This window comes from Frankia casuarinae, assembly GCF_000013345.1.
GTDB lineage: Bacteria > Actinomycetota > Actinomycetes > Frankiales > Frankiaceae > Frankia > Frankia casuarinae.
In genome coordinates this window covers 3608456-3621903 of sequence record NC_007777.1, presented here as the reverse complement: position 1 = coordinate 3621903, position 13448 = coordinate 3608456, and the positions used below count along the sequence as shown (strand labels likewise).

Genomic DNA, 13448 nt, shown 5'->3' with positions numbered 1-13448 from the left:
TCTCTCCGGGGTACTGGCGGGGAGTCACATCAGGCTGACCACGCCGTCGCTTGTCCACAACCGACGGCGTGGCACTTGCGCAGTCACCGGAAGGTCCGGTGGACTAGGTCGAGGCGCACCGATCGATGAGGATCATCATTGGATGCGTCCACCGAGACGGGACGCCCTCGCGGCTACGCGGAGCGTCGACATACGAGCAGGAGGTAGTGGAGGGTGAGTCCGACCGCGGCGAACGCCGAGGGTCAGCGCCGAGCGGAGCGGCTGGGAGTCTCCGCCGGGACCCAGGTGCAGTCGCTCAACGAGGACGACGACATCGCCCAGGACCTGCTGGACGCCGTCACGAGCGCCAGCGGGACCGAGCTTGTCCCCGAGGACTCCGACGACGTCGTCGACATCGTCCTGCTGTGGTGGCGGGAGGATGACGGGGACCTGGCGAACGCCCTCATCGACGCACGGCGGCAGCTGTCCGACGACGGCGTGATCTGGCTGCTGACGCCCAAGGCCGGGCGTGCCGGCCATGTCGAGCCGAGTGACGTGCTGGACGCGGTGCCCACCGCGGGTCTCGTCCAGACCAGCACGTTGAGCGTCGCCCAGGAGTGGTCCGGCCAGCGGCTGGCGGCGCCGAAGTCGCAGCGGGTGCGTCACCGCTGACCCAGGGTGCCCGGTCCGGCCCAGCTGGGCCTGGCCGGTCCGGGCCCGGCCGGGCCTGGTCGGTTCGGCCGGGCCTGGTCGGTTCGGGCCGGTTCCCCCGGTTTCGGGGTCCGGGTCGAGGCAGGCGCGCACCGCCGTGCTCGCGTGCCTCCGGGACGTACGCGGGGTGTATGGGCGTCTCTCGCCGCCGTGGGCGGCGCTCCAGGTGGGCCGGGCGGCGGGCGGTCACCGGTAGGGCGGTCACCGGTAGAGCGGCACCTGCTGGCCCTCGACCGCCCCGGGGTAGCGGTCCCAGATGCGGTTGATTCCGAACTGCAGGACCAGCGCGCCGCCGCCGATGAGGAAGAGAGCGAAGGCCAGGACCGGATTCGTCTCGGCTACCCCGGCCGCACGCTGGGCGTCGCGGACGCGGGTGCCGAGCCGCCAAGCCGCGACGAACGGCGGGACGATGATTACCCAGCCGATCAGGAAGGCCAGCAGCGACAGCGTCGGGTTCACCTCGATGCGCCGGTCATACTCGGCGAGTTCCTTGTTCGTCCGGTAGATCCAGACGAACGGGTAGACACCCAGGGTGATCAGAGGAAGACCCAGCCACACCGCGAAGGGGTTACGCCTCCTCCCGAGTAGGCCGGACCCCTGGAACGTGTCGGGGGAACCAGGTGGTCCGGCCAGACCCGGTGTCCCGTAGTCGGGGGTGGCGGGGTAGCCTTGCTGCGGTTCGTGGCCGGTCAGAGACTCACGAAACGCATAGATCGGAAATCCGCCGGTGGATGTGCCCGGCCCGTCGATCGGGTGGGGTTCCCGGGCGGGGTATCCGTGCGGGGTGGAACTCTGATTGGTCAACGTGGCCCTGTCCTCATCGGTGTCCATACCAGTGGTGGCCGCGGGGCACGGCACCATGCCCCCACGCATGTCCGGCGGGTGCGGCTCCCGCGTCGATCGGCCAGACTAGGGCACTCTGGCCTCGAAAACCCGCGCACCCGCCGCATCGGGGTCACCGGACCGGGAAGGACACCCTTCGTCCCGATCTGATCGCCGTGATCTGATTGTCGAGCATGCGTGTGAACGTCCAGGTCGGGTGCGGTTCCAGGCGGTACGGCGGAGATCCGGAAGGTCGTGTAGGGCACGCCGCGGATGGGTGGCCAGCTTCGAGGTAGCCGGCAATGGCATGCTGGATCGGGACATCCATGCCGATCGGTGAGTACCTTCGCCGGATCTGGCGCGGGGCCCGCCGCCGTAGTGATCACCCGTTGTGGTCACCGGTCCCTGATCAGTTCCCCACCGTTGTGGAGAGGAAGAGCCCATGGCCGTCGAGGTTGGCTCCGTCGCCCCGGACTTCTCGCTGAAGGACCAGAACAACGAGGTTGTCACGCTGTCCGAGTTCCAGGGTAAGCGCAACGTGGTCCTGTTGTTCTACCCGTTGACCTTCACCGGCGTCTGCCAGGGCGAGCTGTGCTCCGTGCGGGACGATCTCGCTTCGTTCCAGAACGACGACGTCCAGGTGCTGGCCGTGTCGGTCGACTCGCCGTTCGCCCACAAGGTCTGGGCCGACCAGCAGGGCTACGAGTTCCCGCTGCTCGCCGACTTCTGGCCGCACGGCGCCGTCGCGAGCGCGTACGGCGTCTTCAACGCGGAGCGGGGCATCTCCCTGCGGGGCACCTTCGTCATCGACAAGGAGGGTGTTGTCCGCTGGAAGGTCGTCAACAACATCCCCGACGCGCGGGACCAGGCCGAGTACCTCAAGGCGCTCGCCATCCTCTAAGATCGTCCTTGCGGGAGCCGGCCTGCGTCTGGGGAGTCGTGGAGGGCCGGCTCCCGCCGGGGCTCGCCGCTGCGTAGTCTTAGTCGGCCTCGTCATCTCCCGGGCGCGTAGCTCAGCGGAAGAGCGCTCGCCTTACAAGCGAGTGGTCGCAGGTTCGATCCCTGCCGCGCCCACGGGCTGGTTCCGCATGCTTGTTGATCTGCGATCAACTGCGCCAGCAGCCGCGATGCTAGTCGGGGGACGACCCCCCGAACCCCCCGACGGGGCGCCTCTGGGGCCGGGAAATCCGACCGTTTGTAGCAACCGGTGTAGCACGCCTGCCGGGCCGCCGTCGGGGGGAGTGGGGCATCTCAGCCGCCGATCAGATGATCGTCGAGACGGGTGAGCGCGGCGCGCTTGGCCGCCACCTCGCCGCGAACGGCGGCCCGGCCGACCCGGCCGAGTTGGAACGCTCCCACGTCGAAGCCTTCCTGGCGGACTACGCGGCCACCCACGCCCCGGCAACCGTGTCCCTCGTCTTCCGGGCGTTGCAGCAGTTCGGCCAGTGGCTCGCCGAGGAAGAGGATCTCGACCGGTCGCCGCTCGACCGGATGCGCCCGCCCGTCGTCCCCGAACAGCCGGTGCCCGTTCTCACCGACGATCAGATCCGGACTTTGCTCGCCGGCTGTGCCTGCCGGGACCTGGTGTCCCGCCGCGACGAGGCGATCATCCGCCTGTTCATGGACACCGGTGCGCGTCGCGCCGAGATCGCGAACCTCACCGTCGAAGACGTCGACTTCACCCAGGACGTGATCCACATCGTGGCGAAGGGCCGCCGGGCCCGTGCCGTCCCGTTCGGGACGGGCCAGCGACCCCGGGAGGCCGGGCCGGCACACCACGCACGGAGAATGGGCAGCATGAAGATTCGGCTCGAAGGCAGCGACCGTGCTCGCCGAGGTCATGGATGTGATCAGGGTGTCGTCCCCGGAGGGGGACCGTCGGTACAGCGCCGTCCGGATGCACCTCGAAGTGCGGCTTCGGGCTGGCGGCCGCGGCGAGGCGGAGGACCCGGCCGCGTAAAGCCTGTTCGACACGCTCCGCCAGGCCACGGAGGCGGTCCGGTCTGTGTGCGCCGACCGTGGATGTTGACCTTCCCGGCTCCGCGAAGGTCAACATCGGCCACCCGGGGGTTCTTTCGCAGTTCCTTCGCACTTCTTTCGCAGCGAGGGAAGGCGGGCCGACCGCGGGTGTTCTGAGTGATCTTATGGCCACCCATACGATCACATGCGGCCTCCCGGTTCGGCCGCTCAGCCTGTGTCGGCGGGGGCGCTGGCCTGCCGGCGAGCGGCCCAGTCGTGGCGGGTGATCGCGTAGATGTTCCGGGGTCTCCCGCCCCGGTCTACCGGACCTTCGGCCAGAGCGAGGCCGAGCTTCTCCGCGACACGGATCGAGGCCGCGTTCTCCGGGTGGATGATGCTGATCAGCCGCTCCCGGGCCAACACCTCGAAGGCATACTCCAGGGCCGCAGCGCCGCCTTCGGTAGCGAGGCCCTCGCCCCACCGTTCCCGGCGGATGGTCCAGGCCACCTCGGTGCCGGGCCAGCCGTACTCCTCGTACAGCCCCACCCGGCCCACGAACTCGCCGGTCGTCCGGTCATGCGCGAGCCACATCCCGAACCCCTGCAACGCCCAGTGCCCCACCTGGAAAGCGAACATTCGCCAGACCGCGCCCTCGTCTGCCGGTGAACCGGTGTACGCGCTCATATCCGGGTGGGCTGCCATCGCCGTGTACGCCGGGATGTCCACGGCTGTCCAGCCGCTGAGGCTCAGCCGGCGGGTTGTCACGGTCGGCACGTAGACCTGGGGCGTGGGCTCGGCCAGTTCCAACGTCATCAGCCCATCAAAGCGGGACGCGGGGCGGTAGTGAGCTGTTCCCGGAAAGAGGTCACCTCCGGCACCGAGCCGTACCCGGAGAGATCGTTGACGAGGCGGCAGGCGCGCGTAACGACGGTGTGCGTAGGCCGGTCCGCTACCAGCTCCAATGCGCGGCTGCCAAGCATCGCGGCTTCCGCCGGGTCCGGACGCTCACGGCGAAGCAGAGTAGTCGCCAGGACCATAAGGGCATGGCCGTGGTCCTCGAAGCCTGTGGCCCGGCCGCTATCGAACGCCTCGACAGCCTGACGCGCGAGCGGCTCGGCCTCCGTACCAGCACCCAGCCGGGCGAGCAGCCCGGCGGTGAACCAGTCGGCGTTCGCTCGGCCGAACGGGGAACTCCCCGGCCGTGGTTGTGTCTCGATGACGGCCGCATTCATGCGTGCGAGCGCCTCCCGCGTGGCCGTCGGGTCGCCGAACGCGGCGTAGGCGCGGGCCTCGTAGGCGAACAGGCGGGCCCGGGTGTAGGGGTGATCCGCGACTGCCCCAGCCTTACGGACGATCTTCGCCGCCTCGTCGTACTGCTGCCTGTAGAAGCACAGAGTGGAGTCCATCGCGGCAACAGACGCCGTCAGCACATCGTCATCGATCTGTTCGGCGTGGTCCCGGGCTTGGATCACGAGTTGCTGGGATGCGTCCTGGTCGCCCATGTTGAAGGCAAGCCGGGCGAGCATGTAAGCGGACAACCCAGCCACACGGGTCAACTTCGCGTGTGCGCGTGGCTTGACCCCGGATTCGATGTGCTTCTCCGCAGACTGCCAGGTCCTGAACACCTCGGGCGCGAGCGCGTCGTGAGGCGTGCTCGTGAAGGCGGCTGCGTGACGGTCCACCGCCCCATCAAGGCTGGCGAGGGTCAGCGCATCAGGACCGAGCCGCGCGCGCCGCCGATAGGTGTCGGCTGCAAGGGCCGCGGTGAGCTCGAAGAACGTTCGCCTGTCCGTCCCCCTCACCTCCCCTTCCGACTCTGCGGCCTGCGGCTCGGGGATATCTACCCCCGCCGCGGCGGTCAACTCGGTCAGCCGTACCGCCTTCTGCGCCGCGCGGATTCGTTCACCGAGGTCGGTTAGCTCGCTGCGGGTGCCGAACACCTGGTCGTACGCCTGGAGGATGTCGCGGGTCGGGAGCCGGCCGCGGTTGCGGATGGCGGAGGCGTTCTTCCGGTTGTGGGTGGTGCGTTTCTCCAGCTCAGTGCCTGTAAGGCCCTTCTCGGCCTGGAGCTGGCAGAACCGTTCGGCCAACTGCGCCTTCAGTGCCTCGACCCCATCAGCGTGCACGACGTTTCCCCTCGGCCGTCGGTGCGCCATGGGTGAGACATTTTTTCCCACCCATGGGACAGAAGATCTCACCCTCCCATCGAGGTGTCACGCGCTGTGTGATGGGTCGTGCGCGGAGGGACACACGCCGGCCACCTTCCCGGACCAGCAGAGGAGCGCATCGTGACTTCCCCCATGCGGGCGCCAGGCGGGTCCGCCGGCCGGATGCCCTCCGCCTGCCACCGGGTCCGCCTTGGCCTGCCCCTCACCGCCGCGGGGCGTTCCCTGGCCGGGCAGGGCCCCGTGGCCGGGGCGGGAGGAGGGCCAGCCGCAGACGCGAGCGGCGGCCCCCTCCCGCCCCTCCCCACCCGGACACCGCAGGCCGTGTGGGATGCTGCGGTGGCTGACCCGGACGGGCCGCTGCGAACCCGGGTCGTCCGTGGGGTCAGGGTCGCTGAGGCTCGCCGGGCACCAGTCGACCCCGAGGGCGACCGGCTGTGGACGGTGGTCGTCCTCGACCACGACGACGACCCGGTAGGGACTGTCCTCGGCTTCCCCTCGCTGGACGCGGCCGACGACTACGCCGCGCGACACCCGGACATTCTGCGCTGGGTGTCGGTGCCGTCCCGGCCGGCGATCCCCGCCGGACTGCCCGGCCCCTGAGACGAGGGGCCGCCTCGTCGTCCACAAACCTGGCGGTCTCCTCCCGCACGGCCCTTCCACCCGAGGTGGGGCGCCTGTCGGATACAGGCGTCCCGGATTCCGGCCTGCGGGTGGGAGGCCCCACGTTCCCCGTCTGCCCCGGCGCCGACCCGCTCCGCCGCGGCAGGCGGGCCCCACCATGAGAGGACCCGTCCCGTGCAGCCGTCCAGCTTGGCCCCGGCCGACGTGACATCGCCGTGGCGCCGCCCGTCACGGATGAACCGGAACGCGGTCGACGTGGTCGAGGTAGCCCGCGGGGAGCACCGGGTCCTGATCCGCTCGTCCCTCGGCCCCCCGATAAGGATCACGCCGCAGGCGTGGGCCGATCTCGTCGCCGCGGTGAAACGCGGCGAGTACGACGACCTCTGATCGCGCCGCCGGGTAGCCGCCCGGAGGTAAACCTCAACGCGAGGGAGCACGATCATGACTGTTGTTGCTGAGGCCCCGACGTTCTTATGGCTGGAGATCACCGGCCGGTGCCAGCTCGCATGCGGCCACTGCTACGCGGACTCGTCGCCGCTCGGGGACCACGGGACGATGAGTGCGGCCGACTGGCGTGCGGTGATCGACGCCGCGGCCGAGCTCGGTGTGGGGATGGTGCAGCTGATCGGAGGGGAACCGACGCTGCACCCCGGCCTGGCCGGCCTGGTCGGCCATGCGCTGGCCGCCGGACTACAGGTGGAGATCTACACGAACCTGCTGCACGTCACGGCCGCCCTGTGGAAGGTCTTCACCCTGCCCGGGGTGCGGCTGGCGACCAGCTACACTACGCGGCCGACCCAGCCGGCCATGAGACGGTCACGGGCCGGCCGGGCTCGCATGCCCGGACCCGCGCGAACATCGCCGAAGCGGTCCGCCGCTCGGTACCGCTGCGTGTCGGCCTGATCGACACCGGTGCGGGTGCGGACATCGACGCCGCACACGCCGACCTGGTCGCCCTCGGGGTCACCGACACCGGCCGCGACCAGGCCCGCGGATTCGGTCGTGCCGCGCCGGCCGGCGTCGACGTGGCCGACACGTGCGGGGGCTGCGGGCACGGCACTGCCGCGGTTCTGCCGGATGGCACGGTGTCTCCGTGTGTGTTCACCCGCCATGCGGTCGCGGCAACGTCCGGCGGACCGGGCTCGGCGCGATCCTGGCCGGGGAGGCGTTCGGCGCCCAGGTCGAGGCGCTCGACCAGGCCCGCCGGCATGTCGGAGTGCCGATGGCGTGCAAACCGAACCCGAAGTGCGCCCCGGCGTCGTCGTGCGCCCCGTCCTGCACCCCGTCCGATACCGGTAACAAGGGGTCGAACTGCCAGCCGAAGGGGAAGTGAGCAGGCGATGAGGTGGGTGCCGGTCCGGGTCGACGACGCCTGGATGGGGTCGGTCTGGCGTGACGGCGCTGCACAGCTCGGGGTGCAGCCGCAGGGCGCGCCGGCCCTCAGCGCGTCCGGGAACGTCATCGGCGGGCCGGTCACCCACCGCGGAGAGACGGCGTGGCTGCGGGTCGCCCCGTTCCTCGAAGACGCCATGGACGTGGAGCCGTGGCACGGTACCCGCGACGCCGGGCCCCTGACCGGGATCTGTAAACCGACGCTGCTCGACAGCGCCGAATGGACCCACCCCGACCCTGTGCCGGTGCCGGTCTGCGCCGAGCTGATGACCTACGTGCCGGACCCGCCCGCCACACCCGGGGATCAGTACCTGGGGCGGCCGCTCGACCTGTCCTCGGCGTGGCTGGCGGACCTGCGTGCATCGTTGGACGCGCTCTCCCGGCAGCCGACCGGGCGGGAGATCTGGGGAAACCGGATCGACCGGTACACCAACCTGCTGCACGCCGTGTTCGGTCGTCCTGCACCGGCCGATGCCGTGCCAGGGTGGGGCAGCACCGAACATCTCGACCTGCACTGGGGCAACGTCACCGTCCCGAACCTGATGATCCTGGACTGGGAGCACTGGGGCACCAACGTCGCCGGCTACGGCGCGGCCCGGTTGTACTGCACCGCCCTGGCCGTCCCTGACGTTGCCTCCCGGATCTACACCACGTTCGCGGACGTGTTGTCGAGCCCGTCCGGCCGGTACGCGATCCTCGTCAACGCCGCCGACATCCTCTCCGACTTCACCCACTACCGGGACGAGGTCGGGCTCTGCCCCGCCCTCCACCGGGTCGCCGCGGAGATCCTGTCCTGATGGCGCCGGAACAGTGGCGGGCTCATGCCCGCGCCCTGGCCGGCCAGGTGACGCATCCCGGCTCCCGCTGGCACGAGCAGATCGCCGACACCCCGCGGCATCTGCTCGTGCCGTCCTGGTGGGAACGTGACGGCGGAGCATGGATGCTGCGCCGGGGTCAGCTCGCCGGCGCCTACACGGACCGGTCGCTGGTGACCCGCGCCGGGCCGGCGCACGCCGACCACGCCAGCGCCAGTGACCGGCCCGAGGGGTGTCCGATGCCCGTTCATGCGCTGGCGCGGATCCCATCCGGGTGGCACCGGGGGCAAGGGGTGCCGCGGGGCCGGCCGGTGTCCGTCCGGTACGACGGGTTGGCCTGCATGACGGCCGGGGAGTGACCGGCGTCCCCACCGCAGGAGCCACACCACGCAGGCAGGCCCGTGCTGGCCGTACGGGGCGTGGGCGCAGACATCCACGCCGTCCATCCCGGTTCGGCGGTGTGCGTGGCTGCTGGGCGGCATTCCGGGCACGTCCCGTCCGGGTGGAACGTGGCCGTCGGGTGGGTGAGGCACACCAGCTTCGACGGGTCACCGGCCGGACCGGACGCTGTGACCCGGGCCTGCTCAGCCTCGAAGGCGCGGGCGGTCTCCTTCCGGCGCAGCGGGCGTCCACCCGGGTTCATGTCGACCGGCCACCCCGTAGCAGGGTCGATGTCCAGGCCGGTCATGCCACGCGGCTCGTGGATCGTCGCGTTCGGGTCGAAGCCGCGCCGCGGCCGGCTGTGGGCGCTGCCCGCACGCGGCGGGACGAACGTCTCCAGGAACCGTGTGGGCGCCGTCTCGACCGCTGTCCGCAGGTAGGCCACCGGATCCGACACAGGCCGCGGTGTGCCGTCCTTCGCCCGCAGGACCATCGCCACCCCCTTGCCGGCAAGGTCCCGGTCGATCGTCTGCCCGGTCACCGCACGGACCAGGTCGATCAGCGTCTGGACCAGGTCGGCACCGGCGGGTACGGCGGGAGCTGACTCCCCGCCTGCCTTGCTGCCTGTGGTGGAGCTGGCCGCGCTGGGGTCGGGAGAGGGCAGCGAGGGGCGGGGATCCGGCGGGTCGTCCTCCGCGGTGCTGGCCTCGATCGGGTCGGGCGGGGTGGTTTCTGCCCTGTGGTTGGGGTTATCCACATACGGACGTTCCGCTGACGGACCATCCGAAACCGGTAGTTCCGCTGGCGTGTTCGCATCACCACTCTCTGGCATGGCCCGGACCGCCAACGGAGCCCAGATCACCCGACCACCCGGACCCGGAACCCGTCTCCGAACGAGATGCCCGGAGGATTCAAGCTCCTTGAGAGCGGCGGCAACGACCCGCCGACCCCAGCCCCGGAACTCGCGCTCGACAGCGTCCGCGTTGACGGTGGCCAAGTACTCGGGTGTGTGGGAGAGAAGCCAGATCAGGATCATCCGCGCGTACCCGCTCAGCGTTGGGTGGCTGATGATCGTGTTGGGGATGGGGGTCCAGCAGCCCCGATCTACACCGCTCGGTGGGGCTCACCCAGCTCGTGCGGATGGGCGCGGTGCGGGTAGGAGTACGGGTAGGCAGGGACTGCATACCGCTGACGGACTGCATACCGCTGACGGACGGGATGCCGCTCACGGACGGGGAGGCGAGACATGGCGCAGGTGGGAGAACGGGAAGCGCGCAGGGTCGCCGAGGCGGCCCGGGAGGCCGAGTGGCGGCTTCCCTCGTTTGGCAAGGAGCTTTTCCTCGGTCATCTCCGGCTCGATCTGATCTCCCCGCACCCGCGGCCGAAGGAGGGCGACCGGCGGCGGGGGGAGGCGTTCCTGGCCCAGCTCGAGTCGTTCCTGCGGGAAACGGTGGACCCGTTGCAGATCGAGCGGGACGGGCGGCTGCCCGAGCAGGTGATCGACGGGCTGCGGCGGATAGGCGCCCTCGGCATGAAGATCCCCGAGGAGTACGGCGGACTCGGGTTGACCACCGTGTACTACAACAGGGCGCTTGAACTGTCCAGCTCGTGGCATTCGAGCCTGCCCACGCTGCTCTCGGCGCACCAGTCGATCGGCGTGGCCGAGCCGGTCCTGGGGTTCGGTACCGAGGAGCAGAAGCGGACGTATCTGCCGAAGGTGGCCCGCGAGGAGATCAGCGCGTTCCTGCTGACCGAGCCCGATGTGGGCAGCGACCCGGCCCGGATGAGCAGCCAGGCGGTGCCGGTCGAGGGCGGCGCCGCCTACGAGCTGAGCGGCCGCAAGCTGTGGACCACCAACGGTGTGATCGCCGATCGGCTGGTGGTCATGGCGGTCGTCCCGCGCTCGGCCGGTCATCGCGGTGGCATCACGTGTTTCATCGTCGACGCCCACGCACCCGGCGTGAAGGTGGAGCACCGCAACGAGTTCATGGGTCTGCGCGGCATCGAGAACGGGGTGACCAGCTTCGAGCGGGTCCGGGTCCCGGCCGCGGACCGCCTCGGGCGGGAAGGCGATGGGCTCAAGATTGCCCTGACGACGCTGAACACCGGCCGCCTCGCCCTGCCGGCGACCTGCGTGGGCGGCGCCAAGTACGCGCTGCGCATCGCCCGGGAATGGTCGCGGGACCGCGTCCAGTGGGGCCGGCCCATCGGCCAGCACGACGCCATCGCCCAGAAGATCGCGTTCACGGCCGCCACCACGTTCGGGCTGGAGGCGATGCTGGAGCTGTCCGGCCTGATGGCCGACGAGGGACGCGGGGACATCCGGATCGAGGCTGCCCTGGCCAAGCTGTATGCCAGCGAGATGGCCTGGCTGATCGCCGATGAGCTGGTCCAGATCCGCGGCGGCCGCGGGTACGAGACCGCCCAGTCCCTGGCCAACCGGGGGGAACGACCGGTACCGGCCGAGCAGATGCTACGCGATCTGCGCATCAATCGGATCTTCGAAGGCTCCACCGAGATCATGCGGTTGCTCATCGCGCGGGAGGCCGTGGACACCCACCTCGCGGTGGCCGGCGACATCATTTCCCCGGACGCGCCGGTCGCGGCGAAGGCCCGCAGCGCCGGACGGGCGGCTGCCTTCTACGGCCGCTGGCTGCCCGGCCTCGCCGTCGGCAGTGGGACGTCGCCGCGCTCGTTCCTCGAATTCGGCCGGCTCAGCACGCACCTGCGCTTCGTGGAGCGCTCGGCGCGCAAGCTCGCCCGGTCGACCTTCTACGGGATGGCTCGCTGGCAGGGCGGGCTGGAGAAGAAGCAGGCGTTCCTCGGGCGTCTCGTCGACATCGGCGCCGAACTGTTCGCCATCAGCGCGGCGGTCGTGCGGGCCCGGATGCTCGACGAGGAGGGCGAGCCGACCGCGACCGACCTGGCCGACCTGTTCTGCCGGCAGGCGCGACGCCGGGTCGAGGCGTCCTTCGCGGCGCTGTGGCGCAACGACGACGCCCGCAACTACACGGCGGCGCAGGAGGTGCTCGCGGGCCGCTTCAGCTGGGCCGAGTCCGGCGTGATGGACCCGAGCGGCGAAGGGCCGTTCCTCGCCGCGGAGCGGCAGCGGGCGGTCCCGACTCGACCGGCCGTCGACCTGCTCGCCGCGGGCTGACCATGTGCGCCTCGCGTGATCATGCCGGGCAGGCGGCGCGGCACCAGAGGGCTTGGGCCGGCCTTCCACTACGCGGTCGGGTCGGGCCCGAGGGCCGCGTCCAGGAGCGCGCCCAGCTGGTCGAGTTGGTCGGCCGACAGGGCGCGGAACGAGGAATCGAAGACGGCGTCCACGGCGTCCTGGCCGGCCGCGCGCAGCCGCGCGCCCTCCTCGGTGAGCCGGTGTCGCACGGCACGGCCCGGCCCCGGAACCCGCTCGATCAGCCCGCGGGCGGCCATCCGGGCCGCCAGGGAGCCGAAGGACTGGTCGGTTTGGAACGTCAGCACTGCGAGGTCGTGCAGCGATGCGTCCGGGTGCCGGTGCAGGTGACGCAGGGTGTCCCACTGCGCGAGTGAGAGTCCCAATGGTGCCAGCGCGCGGCTCAGCGCGCGGTGATGGCGGTACTGCAGGCGTTTGACGGACAAGGCGACGTCCGCGGTGCGGTATCTCACGGCCTGAGCCTAGCGCGTCGAGTAAGGTTGCTTGTATCATGAAGCTGATATAAGGTTACTTATATTCCTGTCAATAAGAGAGGAATCATGAGTACTCCGATCATGGCCGGCTCCCTCCGGCCCACCCACACCCACACCCACACCCACACCCACACGCTCCAGGTCGGCTCCGCGGGAGCGGTCGAGATCACCGTCCAGGACCGCGACCGCACCCGGCCGTTTCTGCTCCTGCACGGTGGAGGTGGCACGGTCACCATGACCGGCTTCGCCGATCTGCTCGCCGAGCGCACCCACTCCCGGGTACTGCTGCCCACTCACCCCGGCTTCGGCGGTACGCCGAAGGCCGAAGCGCTGACGGGAGTCATCGAGCTCGCCCGGATATATGTAGCGATGATCGAGCAACTCGACCTCACGGATGTGACCGTCGTCGGCAACTCCTTCGGTGGGTGGCTCGCTGCCGAGATCGCCTTGCAGCAGAGCCCCCGGGTCAGCGGCGTGGTGATCATCGACGGTATTGGTATTGACGTCGACGGCCATCCGATGCTCGATGTCCGCGGTCTCTCGCCTACTGAGATCCGGTCGTTCTCCTTCCATGACCCGAGCAAGATGCCTGCTTCGCCGGGTACCGGCGATGCCGGGCCGAGCCCGGATGTGCGAGCGCTGGTCGGGTACACGGGCCCGGTCATGTCGGACCCGACGCTGGCCGAGCGGCTGGGTGGTCTCGACATCCCAGCCCACGTTCTGTGGGGCGAAAGTGACGGCATCGTTGACCCGGAATACGGCAGGGCCTATGCCGCCGCGATCCCACTGTCGACGTTCACGCTGCTGCCCCGGTCCGGCCACCTGCCGCAGGTCGAGACGCCCGAGGAACTGCTTGGTGCACTGCTCGACGTGGGCAGTTACTGACATCCCAGCTGAACAAGGGAGAACCATCCATAGGTTCGGTGTTGGA

General features: G+C 70.2%; 15 protein-coding genes and 1 tRNA gene. 11 read left to right on the top strand and 5 right to left on the bottom strand.

Annotation, left to right across the window (positions count from 1 at the left end):
* Positions 1–213: 213 nt before the first annotated feature.
* Positions 214–651: a DUF3052 domain-containing protein gene (locus FRANCCI3_RS15355; protein ID WP_011437440.1), complete on the top strand. Its 438-nt coding sequence runs from the start codon at positions 214–216 to the stop codon at positions 649–651.
* A 240-nt stretch (positions 652–891) separates the two neighbouring features.
* On the opposite strand, the gene FRANCCI3_RS15350 is transcribed toward FRANCCI3_RS15355, so the two are convergent.
* Complete coding sequence (locus tag FRANCCI3_RS15350) at positions 892–1494, bottom strand: DUF4234 domain-containing protein (protein ID WP_232235024.1); 603 nt, start codon at positions 1492–1494, stop codon at positions 892–894.
* A 460-nt stretch (positions 1495–1954) separates the two neighbouring features.
* On the opposite strand from FRANCCI3_RS15350, the gene FRANCCI3_RS15345 reads away from it, so the two are divergent.
* The 3 genes from FRANCCI3_RS15345 to FRANCCI3_RS29125 all read left to right on the top strand — a co-directional run bounded on the left by FRANCCI3_RS15345 (position 1955) and on the right by FRANCCI3_RS29125 (position 3648).
* The gene (locus FRANCCI3_RS15345) at positions 1955–2413 is read left to right on the top strand and encodes a peroxiredoxin (protein ID WP_011437438.1); all 459 of its coding nucleotides are present in this window, start codon (positions 1955–1957) and stop codon (positions 2411–2413) included.
* Between the two features lie 101 nt (positions 2414–2514).
* Positions 2515–2586: transfer RNA gene (locus FRANCCI3_RS15340), tRNA-Val, on the top strand.
* A gap of 192 nt (positions 2587–2778) precedes the next feature.
* A complete protein-coding gene (locus tag FRANCCI3_RS29125) occupies positions 2779–3648 on the top strand; it encodes a tyrosine-type recombinase/integrase (RefSeq protein ID WP_011437437.1) in 870 nt (289 codons plus the stop codon).
* 51 nt (positions 3649–3699) lie between these two features.
* Here FRANCCI3_RS29125 and FRANCCI3_RS15330 read toward each other — a convergent pair whose 3' ends face one another.
* Both FRANCCI3_RS15330 and FRANCCI3_RS15325 read right to left on the bottom strand, forming a co-directional pair.
* The gene (locus FRANCCI3_RS15330) at positions 3700–4284 is read right to left on the bottom strand and encodes a GNAT family N-acetyltransferase (protein WP_011437436.1); all 585 of its coding nucleotides are present in this window, start codon (positions 4282–4284) and stop codon (positions 3700–3702) included.
* Positions 4284–5597 carry a hypothetical protein gene (locus FRANCCI3_RS15325; protein ID WP_011437435.1) on the bottom strand — a complete coding sequence of 438 codons (1314 nt, stop codon included), beginning with the start codon at positions 5595–5597 and terminating at the stop codon, positions 4284–4286. Before FRANCCI3_RS15325 ends, FRANCCI3_RS15330 begins: the two co-directional genes overlap by 1 nt.
* A gap of 162 nt (positions 5598–5759) precedes the next feature.
* On the opposite strand from FRANCCI3_RS15325, the gene FRANCCI3_RS26320 reads away from it, so the two are divergent.
* The 5 genes from FRANCCI3_RS26320 to FRANCCI3_RS15305 all read left to right on the top strand — a co-directional run bounded on the left by FRANCCI3_RS26320 (position 5760) and on the right by FRANCCI3_RS15305 (position 8449).
* The gene (locus FRANCCI3_RS26320; protein WP_023841280.1) at positions 5760–6239 is read left to right on the top strand and encodes a hypothetical protein; all 480 of its coding nucleotides are present in this window, start codon (positions 5760–5762) and stop codon (positions 6237–6239) included.
* A gap of 195 nt (positions 6240–6434) precedes the next feature.
* The gene (locus tag FRANCCI3_RS15315) at positions 6435–6647 is read left to right on the top strand and encodes a DUF397 domain-containing protein (RefSeq protein WP_011437433.1); all 213 of its coding nucleotides are present in this window, start codon (positions 6435–6437) and stop codon (positions 6645–6647) included.
* A gap of 54 nt (positions 6648–6701) precedes the next feature.
* The gene (locus FRANCCI3_RS15310; protein ID WP_011437432.1) at positions 6702–7163 is read left to right on the top strand and encodes a radical SAM protein; all 462 of its coding nucleotides are present in this window, start codon (positions 6702–6704) and stop codon (positions 7161–7163) included.
* 190 nt (positions 7164–7353) lie between these two features.
* Entirely contained in the window at positions 7354–7593 is a 240-nt protein-coding gene (locus tag FRANCCI3_RS27525; RefSeq protein WP_198030986.1) for a hypothetical protein, read from the top strand.
* 7 nt (positions 7594–7600) lie between these two features.
* Positions 7601–8449 (top strand): hypothetical protein, encoded by an 849-nt coding sequence (locus tag FRANCCI3_RS15305; RefSeq protein WP_011437430.1) that lies wholly within the window; start codon positions 7601–7603, stop codon positions 8447–8449.
* Between the two features lie 265 nt (positions 8450–8714).
* Here the strand turns inward: FRANCCI3_RS15305 and FRANCCI3_RS15300 are convergent, their stop codons facing one another.
* On the bottom strand, positions 8715–9884 hold the full coding sequence (locus tag FRANCCI3_RS15300; RefSeq protein ID WP_011437428.1) for a hypothetical protein: 1170 nt from the start codon (positions 9882–9884) through the stop codon (positions 8715–8717).
* A 210-nt stretch (positions 9885–10094) separates the two neighbouring features.
* Here FRANCCI3_RS15300 and FRANCCI3_RS15295 point away from each other — a divergent pair, with 210 nt between their 5' ends.
* Complete coding sequence (locus FRANCCI3_RS15295; RefSeq protein WP_011437427.1) at positions 10095–12005, top strand: acyl-CoA dehydrogenase family protein; 1911 nt, start codon at positions 10095–10097, stop codon at positions 12003–12005.
* 68 nt (positions 12006–12073) lie between these two features.
* Here the strand turns inward: FRANCCI3_RS15295 and FRANCCI3_RS15290 are convergent, their stop codons facing one another.
* Entirely contained in the window at positions 12074–12496 is a 423-nt protein-coding gene (locus FRANCCI3_RS15290; RefSeq protein WP_011437426.1) for a MarR family winged helix-turn-helix transcriptional regulator, read from the bottom strand.
* Between the two features lie 87 nt (positions 12497–12583).
* Here FRANCCI3_RS15290 and FRANCCI3_RS15285 point away from each other — a divergent pair, with 87 nt between their 5' ends.
* Positions 12584–13402 (top strand): alpha/beta fold hydrolase, encoded by an 819-nt coding sequence (locus FRANCCI3_RS15285; RefSeq protein WP_011437425.1) that lies wholly within the window; start codon positions 12584–12586, stop codon positions 13400–13402.
* Positions 13403–13448: the final 46 nt, after the last annotated feature.

What these genes read in the sequence shown, in the direction of transcription:
- FRANCCI3_RS15300 (WP_011437428.1), bottom strand. Translation starts at nt 9,884, where the DNA reads ATGATCCTGATCTGGCTTCTCTCCCACACACCCGAGTACTTGGCCACC.
- FRANCCI3_RS15310 (WP_011437432.1), top strand. Translation starts at nt 6,702, where the DNA reads ATGACTGTTGTTGCTGAGGCCCCGACGTTCTTATGGCTGGAGATCACC.
- FRANCCI3_RS15285 (WP_011437425.1), top strand. Translation starts at nt 12,584, where the DNA reads ATGAGTACTCCGATCATGGCCGGCTCCCTCCGGCCCACCCACACCCAC.
- FRANCCI3_RS15330 (WP_011437436.1), bottom strand. Translation starts at nt 4,284, where the DNA reads ATGACGTTGGAACTGGCCGAGCCCACGCCCCAGGTCTACGTGCCGACC.
- FRANCCI3_RS15295 (WP_011437427.1), top strand. Translation starts at nt 10,095, where the DNA reads ATGGCGCAGGTGGGAGAACGGGAAGCGCGCAGGGTCGCCGAGGCGGCC.
- FRANCCI3_RS29125 (WP_011437437.1), top strand. Translation starts at nt 2,779, where the DNA reads ATGATCGTCGAGACGGGTGAGCGCGGCGCGCTTGGCCGCCACCTCGCC.
- FRANCCI3_RS15345 (WP_011437438.1), top strand. Translation starts at nt 1,955, where the DNA reads ATGGCCGTCGAGGTTGGCTCCGTCGCCCCGGACTTCTCGCTGAAGGAC.
- FRANCCI3_RS15305 (WP_011437430.1), top strand. Translation starts at nt 7,601, where the DNA reads ATGAGGTGGGTGCCGGTCCGGGTCGACGACGCCTGGATGGGGTCGGTC.